A 16,990-nucleotide genomic window follows, 5' to 3' on the forward strand; every position below is an offset into this window, starting at 1 on the left:
CATATTTAAACAAATTTAATGATTTAACTAAATAAAAATGCATTGCAACATCAATAGCAAAATATCTCATTTATTATATATTATAGTTAATAGAATGCAATAAAAAATAATCTTTATAATGATATAAAATTTTAATAACTATTTAATAAAATTGCATTTTTTTGGTTTTTTAGATATTATCTTCTTATGATTGATTTGTTTTTAAAATACTCAATTGTAGCTGGGAACGAAAATGAAGTTGTTAATGAAAGAGATTTCAATTTATATAAGAGAAACTTAATTGATGAGTTTGATTTTGTTTATGTTCCCTATTTTGAGTTATTTAAAAAAGTGGATATTAATGAAAAAGGTATTAGGGCGTCACTATTACAAGCAGATTATGGCATTGCCGAGACTGGTAGTATTGTTTTAATTTCATCAGATGAAAACATCAATAGGGCTTCAATGCTATCTGATAGTATAACATATATATTACTTGAGAATAATATAGTTGATACCTTAGATAGTATTTCAAAGTATATTGAAAGGGAGACAAAGAAAGAAAAAAACTACATAACTATTATAACTGGTCCTTCAAGAACAGCGGATATTGAAAATCAATTAATAATAGGTGTGCATGGTCCAAAAGAGCAAAGAATAATAGTAGTAAAAAAGGATTAAAATGAAAAGGAACATAAAAAAAGATATTAAAAGTAGAATAGAGGATTCTTTCTTCCAAAAACATTTAACAAATTTTGCAAGTGATTATAAAAGCAAGAAAGAGGTAGCCTTTGGAGACTTAGATTTTAATGCTTTGAGAGAAAGTGTAGGTAAGCTAAGGTTAGATCTATTAAATAATATTGAAACATTGTCAAGAGAGTTTATTGATAATGCTTCAAAGGCAGGCTGTTATATATATAAAGCTAAAAATGGGGTTGATGCTGCTAGGTATATAATTAATGTATGTAGGAAACATAATGCAAAGAAAGTTATTAAATCAAAATCAATGACTGCCGAGGAAACTGATCTAAATAGATATATTGAATTTGCAGGTATTGAAAGAGCAGAGACAGATTTAGGTGAGTGGCTTATCCAGCTGTGTAACGAGAAGCCATCACATATGGTAATACCAGCATTACATAAAAATAGGAAACAAGTAGCAGCTGTTTTGTCTAAAGCCGCTAAAAAATCTATAGATGAAAATGACACAAAGCAGATGGTTGAGATTGCAAGGCGTATTCTAAGAAGCAGTTTTTTTGATGCTGATGTTGGGATAACAGGTGCCAATATACTTATTGCTTCAAGTGGCTCAAGTGTAATTGTAACAAATGAGGGTAATGGGAGGCTTACATCAACAATACCACCAGTTCATATAGTGATAGCGGGCTATGATAAGATTGTAGATAATTTTAGTTCAGCCAGCAAAATTTTAAAGATACTATCAAAATCTACGACAGGCCAGCATTTTAGTTCTTATGTCACTATGGTTAAAGGTTGTAATGAATCTCTAAAGAATAAAGGCCAAAAAAAAGAAGTCCACTATGTTTTGTTAGATAATGGTAGATTGTCCTTATTGCGGCACCCTATTTTAAAGGATGTATTTAAGTGTATTAGGTGTGGCAGTTGTGCTAATGTTTGTCCTGTTTATGAGGTTGTTGGAGGGCATATTTTTGGAGATATTTATGTTGGACCAATTGGATTGATTCTGACAGCATTATATCATACAGAAAAAAAAGCACTAGATTTATTTGATATGTGTATTGGTTGCAAGGCTTGTTCTGAGAATTGTCCTTCTAATATTGATTTAGAAAGCATTATCACCTATCTAAAGCTTTCATTATCTGAAAAATATCATAAGGGAAAGATTATGAAAGCTATTAATAATATTAGCTTTGCAAGACCATTCTTAATGGATCAGTCCTTTAGGTTGGTAAGAGTTGTGGAGAGACCTTTTTTAGAAGAGGATGGTAATTATATAAAGTCAGATTTACCTTTAATTAAGAAAGATTTTAGGAAGCTACCATCGGTTAAAAAGAAAAGCTTTACTGAGATATATAATAAAGATTTTTATAAAGAAAATATCAAAAATGATGTATTTTTCTATCCAGGGTGTATGATTGAATATATATATCCCGACATTGGTATTGATCTAGTTAAGTTCTTAGACAGGTTGGGAGTTGGTGTTGATATACCCAAAAATCCTGCATGTTGTGGTATGCCTCTAATTCACCAAGGTGATAAAAGTAATGCCTTTAAACTCATAAGAAAATTGATTAAATCTTTAGGTTATCCAAGGCTTTATAGCGCCTATATTACACTTTGCCCAACATGTGCTGTAGCCTTTATATCAGAGGTCTCATATTTTGTTCAGGATGATCCGTCTCTATATAAATTTAGTCAGCACTTAAAAAATAACACAAAGTCCCTCAATATGTTTTTAGAGGAGAATGGTTTTGATCTGACATTGAATTTAGATAAAAAGGTTACATACCATATCCCTTGCCATTTAAGGAGAGGACAAAACACTTCCTCAGAAGGCTTAATAAGAAAACTTGCAGGTGATAAATATATACCTATGAGTGATAGTGATGTCTGTTGTGGCTTTGGTGGTACCTTTTCTGTCAGCTATAGAGATGTTTCTAATGTTATAATAAATAAAAAGCTTAATAATATTTTTGATACAAATTGTGATATTGTTATAACTGATTGTCCAGCCTGTATAATGCAAATTGATGGAGCTCTTAAAAAGAAAGGTTCTAATAAAACTGTTAAACATTTATCAGAGATATTAAATAGTTATTATACTTAAATTTTAATTAATAGATTATCTTAAACTGATTAGATATATAAAAAAGAGGGTATTGGTTACAGGTGGCGAAAGACTACTTGATGAGAACTGTGAAGTCCTTTGTGTCGATAATTTTTTTACGAAAAACAAAGAGAATATAAAGAACTTTTAAAAGATCCCTATTTTGAAATTATAAAACATGTTTAAGAGAAAACTTAACATAATCTTAGCCAACAAATTGCTTGATTGGGAATCATCAGTTAGCTTAGAAATTGGATTAAAAGCTACTATTAATTATTTTAAGCATTTACTTAATAAGTAACAATCTTTCTCAAAAGCTATGCTCGACTGTAATTTTTATTATGTTAAATTGTATTTTCAGTGTCACCCTTTTATCTAAATATATTTAGATAGCACTTCTTAGTGTATTATATAGGTTTTTCATTACTTCAATTCTTGCATATTGCTTATTGTTAGAGGGTATAATCAACCATGGTGCAAAAGATGTGTTAGTCCTCAAAAAGACCTCATTAGCACATTTTTCATACTCTTCCCATTTACTTCTATTTCTCCAGTCTTCTTCAGTAATTTTATAACGTTTCCATGGCAATTCTTCCCTTTCTTTAAATCTTCTTAATTGTTCATCCTTTGATAGGTGAAGCCAAAATTTTAATATTTTTATACCACTATGAAATAATTGTTCCTCAAAACTATTTATTTCTTCGTATGCCCTTGACCATTCTGTGTAATTTGCAAGATTTTCAATTCTTTCAACTAATACTCGTCCATACCATGATCTATCAAAAATAGTGATAAATCCTTTGGATGGTACTTGGTTCCAAAATCTCCAGAGATAGTGAAATCGTTTTTCATAATCTGAAGGTGCTGTTGTTTGGTAAATATTGTACAACCTGGTGTCTATAACATCAGTTAGCCTTCTAATGCATCCACCTTTGCCAGCGGCATCAAAGCCTTCGAATACTAAAATAATACCTACTTTTTTATAATAACTTTTCCAGGTTATTTCATATATATTTTTTCCTAATTCTTTTAATTTTTTCTCATATTTATTTTTACTTAAGGTTTTTGACAGGTCTACATTGCTTAATATAGGTGGTATACTATTATTTATATGTTTTGGAAGTGTAGTGTTTATGCATACATTTTCTTGTTGCTTATATACACTGAATAATTCGTGTATACTCTTTAATACATTTACTTTTAAATATCGTTTAGAGCGAGCATTTATTATGTTCCATCTAGCAAATGATGTGTCTGTAGTGATTATAGCCTTTTCAGATGCTAATGAGAATTTTTCATAATATTTATAATTCCACTTAATTTCCTTAATAACATTTTCAATGGAGTTTCCAAAAATATTCTCTGCCTTCTTTATTACATTTTTCATTCTCTTTTTATCAATAAATAACCAAAATTTCAAAAAAACCGCTCCATCCTCAGCTAACATTTTTTCTAATTTTTCTATATCTATGAGGTGATTTTCAAATTCTAAAGCGCTAATTTTGCCATTAACATAATCCTTTATAGGCTTTTTATACCATCCGTGTAGAAAAATAGCAGTTTTTCCTCTTTCAGGGAGCGCCTGCCAGTAATTATAAAGGTGAGGTTTTTCTTTGTTATATACCTTCTTCCATGAAGTATGTACCTTGACAAGACGCATATCGATATGATGAGATATAAAATTCAGAAGTTTTTCTATTCCTGCTCCATAAAAACCAGAAATTATGATTATGAGTGGACCTCTATGATCTTTGAATTTATATTGTAGCGAAACGAGGTCGCCAATAATATTATTTATTGAGCTTTTATATTCATCCTTGCTTATATCAGTGCTATACTGGATATCATTAAACACAACATAACGTTATACTTAATTGATGAAATTGTCAATTTAATAATGAAACCATCAATTTCTTCCAACTTCGCAAGTTAAAATTTCATCTGACTTCGGAAGTTCCACTTTTTTATTTAATAGTTAGAATTTACATGAATATGTTGTCACCACTTTTATTGTTTAATCCAGGATGGATATCAAATCTGACTACGCCAACGGGAATTTTATTATCAACTGCTTTAGTAACTTCAGCTGCACCTACGTTGCCAAAGCCACCACATAGCTCTATGGCTACAAAATTTTCTTCTAACAATTGTTTTGAAATTTTACAGGCATCCTCATAGTTTTTACAAGCTATTACGTGTAGCTCAACATCAGGTGTTTTAACTATGCTTTTGTCTTTTGTAGGCTCAGCCTGAGGTGATAAAAAGATAAATGCTGCTTTTAATGACATCTTTGCCTCCTATTAAAATAGTTAATATTATTTAATATTATTTATATCCTCTTGTCGCTTTAATTGCAAGGCGCCAGTTTTTTATATATTGTTTTCTTTTATATTCATCCATAGATGGTTTATATTCAGATTCAATTTTAAGTAATTTTTCTATATCCTTTAAATCATTGTAAATACCTACTGCAAGACCTGCAAATGCAGCTATTCCAAAAGCTGTAATCTGTGTTACTTTAGATTTAGCAACAGTTAAATTAGAGATATCAGCTAGATACTGTAACATCCATTTATTATCGGTCATGCCACCATCAACCCTTAGTGCAAATAATTCAATCCCACAATCTTTGTTCATTGCGTCATATAAATCATATGTCTGGTAACAAGCAGCTTCTAAAACAGCTCTTGCTAAATGTTCAATTTTTGTATTTCTTGTTAAGCCTACTATTATACCTCTTGCTTTAGAGTCCCAATAGGGCGCACCAAGACCTGTAAAAGCAGGTACTATGTATACACCCTCATTGTCAGTTAGTTTTTTCGCCAAACTTTCTGTCTCTGCGGCTGTTTTAATTACTTTCAAATTATCTCTTAACCACTGGACTGCCGCACCTGCGACAAATACAGACCCTTCAAGAGCATAAGTGGTTTTATCTTTTAATTTATATGCAACAGTTGTTAATAACCTATTATGTGAATAAACAGGATCTTCGCCTATATTCATTATTGCAAAACACCCCGTTCCGTAAGTGCATTTTAAAATACCAGGTTCAAAACAAGCTTGACCTACGGCAGCTGCTTGCTGATCCCCCAAAATTGCAGTTATAGGTATTTCACAGCCTATAATATTTTTATTAGTAACCCCATAAATATCTGAGCTACATTTTATCTCAGGTAAAATTTGTCTTGGGATAGATAATTCTCTTAAAATCTCATCATCCCAATCTTGCTTAGCTAGATTGAAAAGCATTGTTCTTGATGCATTTGTAGCATCTGTTGCGTGAACTTTCCCACCAGTTAAGTGCCATAATAAAAATGTATCTATTGTTCCAAAGGCTAGTTCTCCTTTCTTTGCTCTTTCCCTTAAATTTGTTATATTGTCAAGAAGCCACTTTATTTTTGTTGCAGAAAAATATGGGTCTACAACTAAACCAGTTCTTGAAGTTATTTCTTTTTCATAGCCATTATTAATTAGATTAGTGCAGAGGTCTGATGTTCTTCTATCTTGCCATACAATGGCATTATATACAGGTTCTCCACTTTTTTTGTCCCAAATTATTGTAGTTTCTCTTTGGTTGGTTATGCCAATTGCTTCAATACTACCTTTGAGTTCATTAGCTTTTTCTATGGCTTTTTTACAGCTTGATATAGTTGTCTTTAAAATATCATCGGGGTTTTGCTCTACCCATTGAATTTTAGGGTATATACATTGGAACTCGCTTTGAGCTAAATATTCGACGTCTCCATCTACAGATTGTAGAATAGCTCTTGAACTTGATGTACCCTGATCAATGCCTATTAAAAATTTTTTCATTTTAACCTCCATGTCAAAGGTTATTAAAGATTTTAAAATATAATTAATATTATATAATTTTAATAATTTTATGTCTATACAACTTGTTAATATATTTAAAACAATTATTATATAAAATCGAGGGAAATTAAACTTTAAATGAATTGAATAACAAGTGTGGAGCTTGACATAGATGCAATAAAGATATAATTCTTATATTAATGGAGGGTGGCGTATATGGATAAGGAAAATAATTATAGGCAGATGTGGCAGTCCTTAGGTTTGGATTTAAATTCACATGATCTGCTTTTAAATGCCGTTAGCGATAATTATTCAAAGGTTTATCTAAGTCAAAAGAATAGACCTAAATCAATGGATTATTTTAATTTTGTGATGCAAGAAGTTCATGGCTTGAGGATAAAAGAATTAATTGATTCAAAGAAAGAGGGTAAAAAGGTAATTGGCTCATTTTGTGTGTTTGTGCCTGAGGAAATAGTTAGAGCTACTGGTTCAACATTGGTGGGGCTTTGCACAGGTGCTGATTTTATGACAGAAAAGGTTGAGGAGATATTGCCTAGGAACCTATGTGCTTTAATAAAATCTGCTTTTGGCTTTAAATTAGGCAATGTTTGTCCCTATATTGAAGCCTGCGATATGATTGTAGGTGAAAATACCTGTGATGGTAAGAAGAAAGCCTATGAGACTTTGGATAATTTAGTGCCTAATCTACATATAATTGATTTACCACAAATGAAGACAGAGATTGGTAAAAAACTCTTAAAAAATGAATATATAAGATTTAAAGATGCTGTTGAAAAGTTAACAGGGCATAAAATTGATGTAGAAAGTTTAAAAAAAGGAATTGACATAGTTAACAACAAAAGAAAAGCTATAGATAGATTAAATAATTTAAGATCTTCAGAATGCATATCTATATCTGGGCTTGATTCACTTTTGATAAATCAAATCTATTTTTATGATGATCCAATTCGTTTTACTGATTCTGTTAATAAATTATGCGATGAGCTTGAAGAAAGGATTAAAAGTGGTAGTGGGGTTAAAAATAAAGATGCTAAGAGATTAATTATTACAGGTTGTCCTATGGCTTTACCCAATTGGAAAATACCAAGCCTCATTGAAAAAAATAATGCAGTTATTGTAGGCGAGGAGTCTTGTGTTGGTGAAAGGGGTATTAGAAACTTAGTTAATAACACAGGGGAAACAGTAGATGAATTAATTGATGCAATAGTTGATCGCTATTTTCAAATTGAATGTGCAATATTTACTCCAAACCCTGAAAGATTAAAGCATATAAAAGAGATGTATAAGAAATATAATGCTGATGGGGTTATTCACTATTCATTGCAATTTTGTCAACCCTATATGATTGAGTCATATAATATTGAAAAATCATTAGAGATGGAGGGGATCCCCACATTAAAAATTGAAACCGATTATAGTAATGAGGATATAGGCCAGCTTAGAACAAGAATAGAAGCTTTTTTGGAAAGATTAGAATGAAGTTGGTATAACTGATTGTAAATGTTTGCAGGTTTAGATATAGGCTCAACAACAATAAAGTTTGTTCTCTTAGATGATAGCAGGAATATTAACTATGAGATTGTAAAGACAGGATATGACCCTTCAAAAACTGTAGAAAAACTACTTAGTAAATATAGCTATTCTAAACTTGTAGCAACAGGTTATGGTAGATATATCTTAGAGAGTTATTTTGATGTTATTGATACTATCACAGAGATAAAAGCCTATGCAATAGGTGTTTTTAATTTATTTCCAGATGCAAGAACGGTATTAGACATTGGTGGCCAGGATATTAAAGTCATATCAATTGATAATAGTGGTAAAATTGCTAAATTTGAAATGAATGATAAATGTGCCGCAGGTACAGGAAAATTTCTTGAGATTATGGCTGAAACCCTTGGTTATTCTATTGATGAATTAGGTGATAATAAACATTTAACTTGTGATAAGCAGGTTGTGATTAATAGCACATGTACAGTTTTTGCTGAATCTGAGGTTATATCTCTATTAACAAAAGGGGAAAGAAGGGAGAATATAGCAAATGCAGTAAATAGGACAGTTGTGAAAAGAGCTGTATCAATGTTAAATAGAATAGGTATAGTTGAGTCTGTTGTTTTTGCAGGAGGGGTAGCTAAGAATAACTGTATTGTTTCAATGCTAAAGGAAACGTTAAATACCAATTTAATAGTTAGTAATATGCCTCAATTTATAGGCGCCTATGGAGCTGCAGTTTTTGCTTCTAAGAAGTTTAATAAAATTAATCACTGAAAAAGTGACAGAATAAATTTTTGTTAATATAAATCTAATTTATTATGCAGATTAATTATATATTAAAAAAATTTTATAATTTTTGTTGAATTGTTTATTAACCAATGGTAACATTATAATTAATATGGTTTATTTAATAAGGAGTGTTTTTTATGGATATTCCGGCTACTTTTTTAGATTTTAAGAACCATGAAAGAAAAGTTAAAAGATCAATTATAATTAGGGCAGCATTAAAAGTATTTAGTGAAAAGCCGGTTCAGAAGGTTAGTATGAGAGAGATTGCAATAAATGCTGGCATATCTCATGCAAGTATCTATCGCTATTTTCACGATAAAGATGAATTATTTTTAGAAGTATTTTTGATGGGCTTAGAAGAGCTAAAGAATAGATTAGATAACCTTATTGATAAGCCGGTGGATAAAAACATGTTAAACGAAACTGCTAATATACTTATAGATTATCTTAGTGAAAATGACCATTACTTTATGATGATGTCTCAGTTTATGATAGGTGGCAATTTCGATAATAAATTAACGCAAAATTTTAATAATTCAATGAAATCCTTTTTAGATCGAATAGAAATGGTAATTCAAAAGGAAGGTGGTAAAAACAGATTAAGATATTTAACTCATCTGTTTTTTTCAGGTATTAATGGAATTCTTATAACGTTTATAAATTATCCTGGTAGAAAAAAAGAAGAGGTAAAAAATCATATGAAAAAATTGGCGTTAATTTTTGTTAATATATTTAGAGATAACATATATAAAGAAAATAATAGTTTATAAATGGTGCTAAAATCCCGCTAACTAGTGCAGGCAAAATAAACAAGGTTGAACTGCGTAAGATTATTAAGGGAATATAATGGAGGTGTTATATGTTTTATAAAGAATTATTAAACAAACAAGAGAAAGATATTCAAAGGGAAGTCAGGGAATTTGCTAGAGACCGTATATCATCAGAATATATCCAGGCAATGGATAGAGATGAAATTAAATATCCCAGGGATTTTGTTAGAGAATTAGGTAAAAATAATTTATTGGGCCTCAGATTTGATCCAAAGTGGGGTGGAAGAGGGCTTACTTGGGGTGCAGAAGTACAAGCTGAGGAAGAAATCGGTGTTTTAGGTACTGCCCTTGGCTGTGCCTTTGTTATGCCTTCTATAGTAGGTGAGGCTCTTAGTGTCTTTGGAACAGAAAAACAGAAAGAAAAATATTTAAAACCAATATTAAGTGGCGAGAAAATATGTGCTGAAGCTTTAACCGAGCCAAGGGGTGGCTCAGATTTTTTTGGGGCTGCTACAGTTGCTGAGGAAAAGGGTGACCATTTTGTTATTAGGGGTCAGAAAAGATTTGTAGTAGGAGCAGCAGAAGCTGATATCTTTCTTGTATACTGTAGAACAAATCTTAGTGAAGATGCTAATAAATATCAGCGTATCAGTACTTTTATTGTTGAGCGTTGTGATGAAATTGAAACAGAATATGTCTACGGTCTTCATGGCACAAGGGGTGGAGGCACAGGTAGGCTTGTATTTAGAAATGTAAAAGTGCCCAAGGAAAATATAGTAGGTGAACTGCACGGAGGTGCAATTGTTTTCAACCAAATGATGATACCAGAGAGATTAACCTCGGCAGCAGCAAGTTTAGGTATGGCACGGGCTGCAATTGAAATTGCTACAAAATATAGCGACAAAAGGATTGCTTTTGGCAAACCTATTAGAAAGTTCCAGGGTGTTAGTTTTATGATAAGCGATGCGGTGACACAATTAGATGCAGCAAGAAGTATAACATATATGGCAGCAAAAGCTATTGACAATGATGCTCCAAATAAGAGGAGACTTGTTAGCGAGGCTAAAAAATTTGCAACAAAAATGGCGTGGGATGTAAGTAATATTGCTATGCAAGTGATGGGTGGTATTGGTTATACAGATGTCTATCCTATAGAGAAAATTGTTCGTGATTCAAGGCTTGCCCAAATTTGGACAGGTACAAATGAGATAATGAATCTACTTATTCAACATGAGTGGTATAATGAAATACTAAAAAATAGTTATGGTGCTAGAGATATTGAGAAAGATGCAGCTAATTCAAAGGCTGAACAAGAAAAATGCTATAATGATGACGATATGTGGAAAAGCTATAATAAATAGTCAGTTACATTTATTTTTTAAAAACAAATGTAACTGACTATAAATATTGATGTAACCACATATATTATATTTCGCTGTAATAATTTACTACACTAAAGTTAAAATAAGGAGGCCTTTATGCTATTCTAGCTCATTTTACTATTATTTTGATTATCTATTGTTATAATAGTTCCTTGAGCTATTGCGCATAGCTTTTTATCATCCTCCTTATTAACCACATAAATATCGCTTCTACAAGCTGCCTGCCTTTTACTTGAATAGATTGCATTCCCATATGCTAAGAGGCTTTTTCCAATTGCTGGCCTCAAATAATTTATTTTAAATTCAAGGGTCAGCACATTGGTCCCCAAGACAGAACCTCCTGCAAATGACAGAGCATTGTCTGCTGCATAGCTTAGTACACCACCATGGACAAACCCATTTTGCTGTAAGTAATTTTCACTGATAGGTATTTCTAATATAACACTACCTATTTGGAAGTCTAATATCTTTGCTTCCAAGAATATACTAAAGGGTTCTTTTGATAATATTTTATTTGCTATTTCAATCAGCTGTTTACTATTATCATTCACATTATTATAATTCACCCTTAAACATTTCCTCCTTAGTTGGTCTAACCCATTCTTGAGTTCTATGAAAAAAAGCTACATAACCTCTCACCTGTAATTTTCCATCTTCTTCCCATATTTTAGTTCTATACCATTTACCCTTTTCAGGATCAAGAATTTTACCATTGGTCCACACATTATCTTCTTTTGTTAATCCATTGATAATAACCATACCAATTATCTTTTTATTCTTATATTCCCCTTCACATTTGTCACATACTGGATCAGGATCTTCTCCTTCTTCCCTAAAAAGTTTCACTATCTTACCATAGAGTTTGCCGTTCTCTATGTATAAATTAACTATTGATTTTGGTTTACCAGTTTCATCATCAATAGTTTTCCACTGACCAAGAATGGTCTCATCGTCATTTTGTGCAAAGATAGTTTGCGTAAAAGCAAAAGTCAAACAGAACACCATAAATAACTTCAACAGATTTCTCATAATTACCTCCTAATGTTTTGTTATATAAAGGTAACATATTATAAAAAGGAATTATATGTTTGTCAATATGAATAAAAATATTCATTCAATATAATTTATTAAGTAGTTAAACATCTTATTTAACACTAGTTTATTAGATGAAGCTTTAAAATATTTTTCTAGTATTTTATAAATTAAAAGTTTTTTGTTTTATAATTAACAAATACATTATTATGTTAAAAAGTTTATTTATTATAAGATAAATTGTGGCATTTTAATAGATTACAGTAAATTATGTAAAACTTGTGTATTTACTAAAATTGTAAGTAATCGTAATTCGCTAAGGACCTATTTATCCAAAAATTAAACATTTAAATTTTTTCAATTAATATTTTATATTCTTATATTTTATGTTACTATATATACTAGGGTAATATAAATTGAGGAGTCTGAATAAATGATAGAAAAAGATCCCTTTGGGAATATAAGAATTAATTTTAAAAAGATTAAATTTAAAGATTTGAGAGTTATTTTTATTATTGCTATTATTATCTTGTTGGTTTGGGTATCAACTGGTTTATACATGATAGATGCTAGCGAGAATGGAGTTGTAAAAAGGTTTGGCAAAGTTGTAAAGATTGTTGGTCCAGGGCTGCATTATCATATGCCCTTTCCGATTGAGACTGTTGATAAAGCAGAGATAGCAAAGATTCATAGAATAGAGGTTGGTTATAGAACAACAGTGGGTGGTAGAGTGAAAGAGATTTCTAGTGAGTCATTAATGCTTACAGGGGATGAAAACATAGTAAGTATTGATTTTATTGTTCAATATAAGATTAGCGATATAATCAAATATCTCTATGAGGTTTCTAATGTTAGAAAAACTATTAAAGAGGCAGCCGAAGCTGTTATTAGAGAAGTTGCAGGGAAAGAAAAAATAGATGATATATTAACAACAGGTAAAGGCAGGATTCAGATTGAAACAATGAGATCATTACAAAAAATTTTAGATAGCTATAATTGTGGGGTAAAAGTTGTATTAGTACAATTACAAGATATATCCCCACCAACACCAGTGGATGCTGCCTTTAAAGATGTTGCTAGTGCAAAAGAAGATAGAAATAGATTTGTCAATGAAGCAAAAGCTTATAGGAATGAAGTGATACCAAAAGCCAGAGCAAAAGCTGCCTCAATAATATACCAGGCTCAGGCATATAGTTCAGAGCAAGTTGAACAGGCAAAGGGTGAGACCTCTAGATTCTTGCAAATTTTTGAGGAGTACAAAAAATCTCCGCTAATTACAAAGAGACGTTTATACTTAGAAAATGTGAGTAAATTTTTAAGTAAAAGCAGAAACTACATATTTGACTCCAATATAACTGAAATTAGACCTTTGTTGGGTCTAGATAGTATTAAGAGAAAGGAGATTGGAAGTGAAAAATAGTTTAGTTATTATATCTGTTTTGTTATTATTGATGATAATTTTGTTAATTAATGCTCTTTTTACTGTTGAAGTATCAGAGCAGGTAATTATTACACAAATGGGCGAACCTGTTAATGTAATAAAAGACCCCGGTTTAAAGATGAAAATACCATTTATTCAAAAAGTGAATACCTTAAGTAAAAAGCTACTTGAGTACGATGCAGAACCTGCAGAAATAATAACCAAAGATAAAAAGATATTGGTTGTAGATAATTACTGTAAATGGAGGATAGTCGATCCACTTAGATTTTATCTTACAGTGAGAGATATGGAAAGAGCATTAACACGTATAGATGATATTATATACTCTGAAATGAGGATAGAGCTTGCAAATCATAATTTATCTTCAGTTATTTCAGAAAATAGAAAAAAAATAATGCACAATGTTACAACTTTGTCCAGAAAAAAAGCTGAAGAATATGGTGTTTATATTGATGACGTGAGAATTAAAAGGGCAGATCTACCAAAAGAAAATGAGGAGAGGGTTTTTGACAGGATGAGATCAGAGAGAATAAGGATAGCAAAAAGATATAGGTCAGAGGGGAAGGAGGAAGCTGCAAAAATTCGATCAAGGACAGATAAAGAGAGGCGGGTTATAATAGCAGAAGCTTATAGGAAAATGGAGGAGATAAAGGGAAAAGCAGATGCTCAAGTTATAAAAATCACATCTAAAGCCTATAGCAAGGATCCTGAATTCTACAATTATATGAAATCCTTAGAGGTATATAACAAGATTATTGATAACAGCAGTCATCTATTTTTATCAACAGATGATAAATTGTTTAATTATCTTTTTATAAAATAAAAGCACATTTGTTGTGCCTCATTATTATAAAATTCATTTTTTTGGCTGTTTAAGTAACTTACAAGTGAGAGATTTTTTATAAGTAAAGATACGTTAGCAATTTTGATATTGTTGATAAAACTATAAAAGTTATTTTTTTAAAATAAATCTTATTGATTGACTTTTAAATATATTAATATTATTAAACAAACTAATATGTTGAGTTTAATAGCTAAAGAATTAAAGAATCATATGCCCTTTACTACTGTTGGGGCAATAACAGGGATAGTTTTGTTGCTCTTGTTAAGAACTGTTCCTTATGAGGTTTCATATAAGATTTTCTATATTTTTCACCCACTGCATGTGTTAATGAGTGCACTTGTAACGACATCTCTTTTAATAATATATAAATCTGATAATAATTATAAACCAACTTTTCTAAATGTTTTTATAATTGGATATATTGGTTCTGTGGGAATAGCAACTATAAGTGATTCCATTGTGCCATATCTAGGCGAATGGTTGTTAGATCTTCCAAATCGTGGTATTCATTTAGGGTTTATTGAAAAATGGTGGCTAGTTAATCCTCTTGCTATATTGGGAATAATTATAGCCTATTTTAAAGCTATTACTAAGATTCCCCATTTTTTACACGTATTAATTAGCACATGGGCCTCACTCTTCCATATTCTTATGGCAGGAGGTTCAGTAGATATATTTACAAGTATTGTTGTCTTTATATTCTTGTTTTTAGCTGTATGGTTACCTTGTTGTACAAGTGATATAGTTTTTCCTTTGTTGTTTGTAGGTGATAAACACGTACATAATCATAATTAAAATAGAGTTAATCTTCAAAGAGATAATTATAAGCATTAGGAATAAAAGCAATGTTTCTATTATTCGGATTTATTGTTTTAAGCGCCTCTATGGAGTTTATTTTCTTAAAGCCCATTTTTCTGCATTCTTGTTCATCAAAATTTGAGTAGAGATTTATATCATAATTTTCAGTGAGTAATTTTAACGAATATGCAGTTTGTCTATTAACATGATAATTCTTAATTAGCTCTTTGATCATTTCTTTAGAGCTTCCTATATCGAAAAATTCTTTAAAATAATTGTTGCCAAACCCATCAATGCATTCACTAAAAAAATATATTTGAGCCTTTTCTTTGGCAATATTAGAGATTCTATTTAGTGATTTGTGGGCCTGTACCATATTAATGTCTTTTGGAAAACCGCCGCAGGATACAATTAATATATCATATTTTTTGTTAACCTTAATTGCAGTCATGTCAAAATATTCTCTACAGGCTTCTATGTGGGACATAAAAAGATCACCACTTACAATATCTATTAAATTTTCCTTCTCATCTATAATTGTATTTATTGCAAATAGCGTTTTGTTAGCTTTGGTTATCATAACACCTTCAATGATATCGTTATGTACTGGGTTGTTTTGCAGTTTTCCCGTTGTTGCAGTTGGTCTTCTTTTTAGGTTTTTTTCATCTATTACGAGCTTGTGATTATTAATAATTGTATTTTCTGCCGCGATCCCTGGTATAATCATTTTACGTCCACCACCAAATCCTGCAAAATAGTGGTATGTAATTGCTCCAATAGTTATTATTAGATCACTATTGTGATAAGCACTATTTAGTAGCAAGGGTGTTCCTTTTTTTGTTTTACCATAATATATATGGTTTATTCTATCATATGGATTGTGTTCTATAACCTTATCTTTAACTATATCATATATATCATAACCAATTATTTCTTTAATTTCATTTGATGTTATTGACCTATGAATCCCAGTGGCGAATATTATATTAAAGGGTTTATTATTTTTACAAATATCATTTATTAAATAGGGTAAAATAAATTTAACGCCACTTTTTCTTGTTATATCCGGTAGAACTATTAGAATTTTCTTTGCTTTATTGATGAGTGCATTTAGACTTTGACTTTTTATAGCGTAGGTCATTGTTTTTTTATATATTTCATCATTGCTTAAGTGAGGTGTTTCTTTATTAGAATCTATCAATTCGACTTTAAATGGTAGTTTAATATTAAATATTTCTTTACCATATCTTATATGTAGATTATCCACCAATTGAGGACATAGGCGTGTCATTACCACCACCTTTATCATTAATTATATTATGATTTTTTGGTTTCATGTCTATTGCTTTTTGGACTGTTTTAAGAAAGTTTTTGCTATCCCTTTTTTTGATAATGTCAAAGAGCGATATTTCGTTATTTGAGAGCAAACAGGGTCTTATATTGCCATTTGCTAATATTCTTATTTTATTACAATATTTACAAAAATGATTAGTAATGGGTGTTATAAGTCCAATAATACCACCATTAGATAGTTGATAGTCTGTGGAGGTTGTATTATAATGATCCTCTATTTTTTTAAAGCTGTATTTAGATGAGATTATTTTCAGCACATCCTCTTTTTTTATTATTTTATCCTCATTCCATTTATTATCTCCAACTGGCATAAACTCAATGAATCTAACAAATGTATTTGTTTTTGCTGCAAACTCACAGAAATCTAATATTTCACCATCATTAAAACCTTTTAAAAGCACAGTATTTATTTTTATGGGTTTAAAACCTAGTTTATTTGCTAATTCGATATTCTCTAATATTCTT

16 protein-coding genes are annotated in these 16,990 nt (G+C 30.7%); 9 read left to right on the plus strand and 7 right to left on the minus strand.

Annotated features, from left to right (window positions below; genetic code table 11):
* Window positions 1-186: 186 nt before the first annotated feature.
* Together SVN78_00110 and SVN78_00115 are read left to right on the plus strand one after the other, a co-directional pair.
* Complete coding sequence (locus tag SVN78_00110) at window positions 187-660, plus strand: LUD domain-containing protein (GenBank protein MDY6820007.1); 474 nt, start codon at window positions 187-189, stop codon at window positions 658-660.
* A 1-nt stretch (window position 661) separates the two neighbouring features.
* The gene (locus SVN78_00115; GenBank protein MDY6820008.1) at window positions 662-2,788 is read left to right on the plus strand and encodes an LUD domain-containing protein; all 2,127 of its coding nucleotides are present in this window, start codon (window positions 662-664) and stop codon (window positions 2,786-2,788) included.
* A gap of 385 nt (window positions 2,789-3,173) precedes the next feature.
* Here SVN78_00115 and SVN78_00120 read toward each other — a convergent pair whose 3' ends face one another.
* From SVN78_00120 to glpK, 3 genes are all read right to left on the minus strand, one after another.
* Window positions 3,174-4,643, minus strand: a complete 1,470-nt coding sequence (locus SVN78_00120) for a polyphosphate:AMP phosphotransferase (protein ID MDY6820009.1) — start codon at window positions 4,641-4,643, stop codon at window positions 3,174-3,176.
* Between the two features lie 127 nt (window positions 4,644-4,770).
* The gene (locus SVN78_00125) at window positions 4,771-5,076 is read right to left on the minus strand and encodes a DUF6506 family protein (protein MDY6820010.1); all 306 of its coding nucleotides are present in this window, start codon (window positions 5,074-5,076) and stop codon (window positions 4,771-4,773) included.
* Window positions 5,077-5,113: 37 nt separating this feature from the next.
* Complete coding sequence (glpK, locus tag SVN78_00130) at window positions 5,114-6,601, minus strand: glycerol kinase GlpK (protein MDY6820011.1); 1,488 nt, start codon at window positions 6,599-6,601, stop codon at window positions 5,114-5,116.
* Window positions 6,602-6,817: 216 nt separating this feature from the next.
* On the opposite strand from glpK, the gene SVN78_00135 reads away from it, so the two are divergent.
* The 4 genes from SVN78_00135 (at window position 6,818) to SVN78_00150 (ending at window position 11,036) form a co-directional block, all read left to right on the plus strand.
* Window positions 6,818-8,101: a double-cubane-cluster-containing anaerobic reductase gene (locus SVN78_00135; protein ID MDY6820012.1), complete on the plus strand. Its 1,284-nt coding sequence runs from the start codon at window positions 6,818-6,820 to the stop codon at window positions 8,099-8,101.
* Between the two features lie 21 nt (window positions 8,102-8,122).
* A complete protein-coding gene (locus SVN78_00140; protein MDY6820013.1) occupies window positions 8,123-8,890 on the plus strand; it encodes an acyl-CoA dehydratase activase in 768 nt (255 codons plus the stop codon).
* Window positions 8,891-9,042: 152 nt separating this feature from the next.
* Window positions 9,043-9,675 carry a TetR/AcrR family transcriptional regulator gene (locus SVN78_00145; GenBank protein ID MDY6820014.1) on the plus strand — a complete coding sequence of 211 codons (633 nt, stop codon included), beginning with the start codon at window positions 9,043-9,045 and terminating at the stop codon, window positions 9,673-9,675.
* Between the two features lie 89 nt (window positions 9,676-9,764).
* Window positions 9,765-11,036 carry an acyl-CoA dehydrogenase family protein gene (locus SVN78_00150; GenBank protein MDY6820015.1) on the plus strand — a complete coding sequence of 424 codons (1,272 nt, stop codon included), beginning with the start codon at window positions 9,765-9,767 and terminating at the stop codon, window positions 11,034-11,036.
* Between the two features lie 125 nt (window positions 11,037-11,161).
* Here SVN78_00150 and SVN78_00155 read toward each other — a convergent pair whose 3' ends face one another.
* Both SVN78_00155 and SVN78_00160 read right to left on the minus strand, forming a co-directional pair.
* On the minus strand, window positions 11,162-11,623 hold the full coding sequence (locus SVN78_00155; protein ID MDY6820016.1) for a PaaI family thioesterase: 462 nt from the start codon (window positions 11,621-11,623) through the stop codon (window positions 11,162-11,164).
* Window positions 11,613-12,086, minus strand: coding sequence for a DUF2147 domain-containing protein (locus tag SVN78_00160; GenBank protein MDY6820017.1), 474 nt, complete (start codon window positions 12,084-12,086; stop codon window positions 11,613-11,615). The genes SVN78_00155 and SVN78_00160 overlap by 11 nt, the downstream gene beginning before the upstream one ends.
* A gap of 436 nt (window positions 12,087-12,522) precedes the next feature.
* Between SVN78_00160 and hflK the strand changes: the two genes are divergently transcribed.
* The 3 genes from hflK (at window position 12,523) to SVN78_00175 (ending at window position 15,169) form a co-directional block, all read left to right on the plus strand.
* The gene (gene hflK, locus SVN78_00165; protein ID MDY6820018.1) at window positions 12,523-13,509 is read left to right on the plus strand and encodes an FtsH protease activity modulator HflK; all 987 of its coding nucleotides are present in this window, start codon (window positions 12,523-12,525) and stop codon (window positions 13,507-13,509) included.
* Window positions 13,499-14,353, plus strand: coding sequence for a protease modulator HflC (locus SVN78_00170; GenBank protein ID MDY6820019.1), 855 nt, complete (start codon window positions 13,499-13,501; stop codon window positions 14,351-14,353). The genes hflK and SVN78_00170 overlap by 11 nt, the downstream gene beginning before the upstream one ends.
* A 195-nt stretch (window positions 14,354-14,548) precedes the next feature.
* A complete protein-coding gene (locus tag SVN78_00175; GenBank protein ID MDY6820020.1) occupies window positions 14,549-15,169 on the plus strand; it encodes a hypothetical protein in 621 nt (206 codons plus the stop codon).
* A 7-nt stretch (window positions 15,170-15,176) separates the two neighbouring features.
* Here SVN78_00175 and larA read toward each other — a convergent pair whose 3' ends face one another.
* Entirely contained in the window at window positions 15,177-16,463 is a 1,287-nt protein-coding gene (larA, locus tag SVN78_00180; GenBank protein ID MDY6820021.1) for a nickel-dependent lactate racemase, read from the minus strand.
* A partial coding sequence (locus tag SVN78_00185) for a GTP 3',8-cyclase MoaA (GenBank protein MDY6820022.1) occupies window positions 16,432-16,990 on the minus strand: 559 nt, incomplete at its 5' end. The genes larA and SVN78_00185, both read right to left, overlap by 32 nt.

The organism is Deferribacterota bacterium (assembly GCA_034189185.1).
Lineage (GTDB): Bacteria > Chrysiogenota > Deferribacteres > Deferribacterales > UBA228 > UBA228.

Excerpts from the sequence above, each read along its gene's own strand:
- SVN78_00110 (MDY6820007.1), top strand. The coding sequence starts at position 187 with ATGATTGATTTGTTTTTAAAATACTCAATTGTAGCTGGGAACGAAAAT.
- SVN78_00115 (MDY6820008.1), top strand. The coding sequence starts at position 662 with ATGAAAAGGAACATAAAAAAAGATATTAAAAGTAGAATAGAGGATTCT.
- SVN78_00125 (MDY6820010.1), bottom strand. The coding sequence starts at position 5,076 with ATGTCATTAAAAGCAGCATTTATCTTTTTATCACCTCAGGCTGAGCCT.
- glpK (MDY6820011.1), bottom strand. The coding sequence starts at position 6,601 with ATGAAAAAATTTTTAATAGGCATTGATCAGGGTACATCAAGTTCAAGA.
- SVN78_00135 (MDY6820012.1), top strand. The coding sequence starts at position 6,818 with ATGGATAAGGAAAATAATTATAGGCAGATGTGGCAGTCCTTAGGTTTG.
- SVN78_00140 (MDY6820013.1), top strand. The coding sequence starts at position 8,123 with ATGTTTGCAGGTTTAGATATAGGCTCAACAACAATAAAGTTTGTTCTC.
- SVN78_00145 (MDY6820014.1), top strand. The coding sequence starts at position 9,043 with ATGGATATTCCGGCTACTTTTTTAGATTTTAAGAACCATGAAAGAAAA.
- SVN78_00150 (MDY6820015.1), top strand. The coding sequence starts at position 9,765 with ATGTTTTATAAAGAATTATTAAACAAACAAGAGAAAGATATTCAAAGG.
- SVN78_00160 (MDY6820017.1), bottom strand. The coding sequence starts at position 12,086 with ATGAGAAATCTGTTGAAGTTATTTATGGTGTTCTGTTTGACTTTTGCT.
- hflK (MDY6820018.1), top strand. The coding sequence starts at position 12,523 with ATGATAGAAAAAGATCCCTTTGGGAATATAAGAATTAATTTTAAAAAG.
- SVN78_00175 (MDY6820020.1), top strand. The coding sequence starts at position 14,549 with ATGTTGAGTTTAATAGCTAAAGAATTAAAGAATCATATGCCCTTTACT.
- larA (MDY6820021.1), bottom strand. The coding sequence starts at position 16,463 with ATGACACGCCTATGTCCTCAATTGGTGGATAATCTACATATAAGATAT.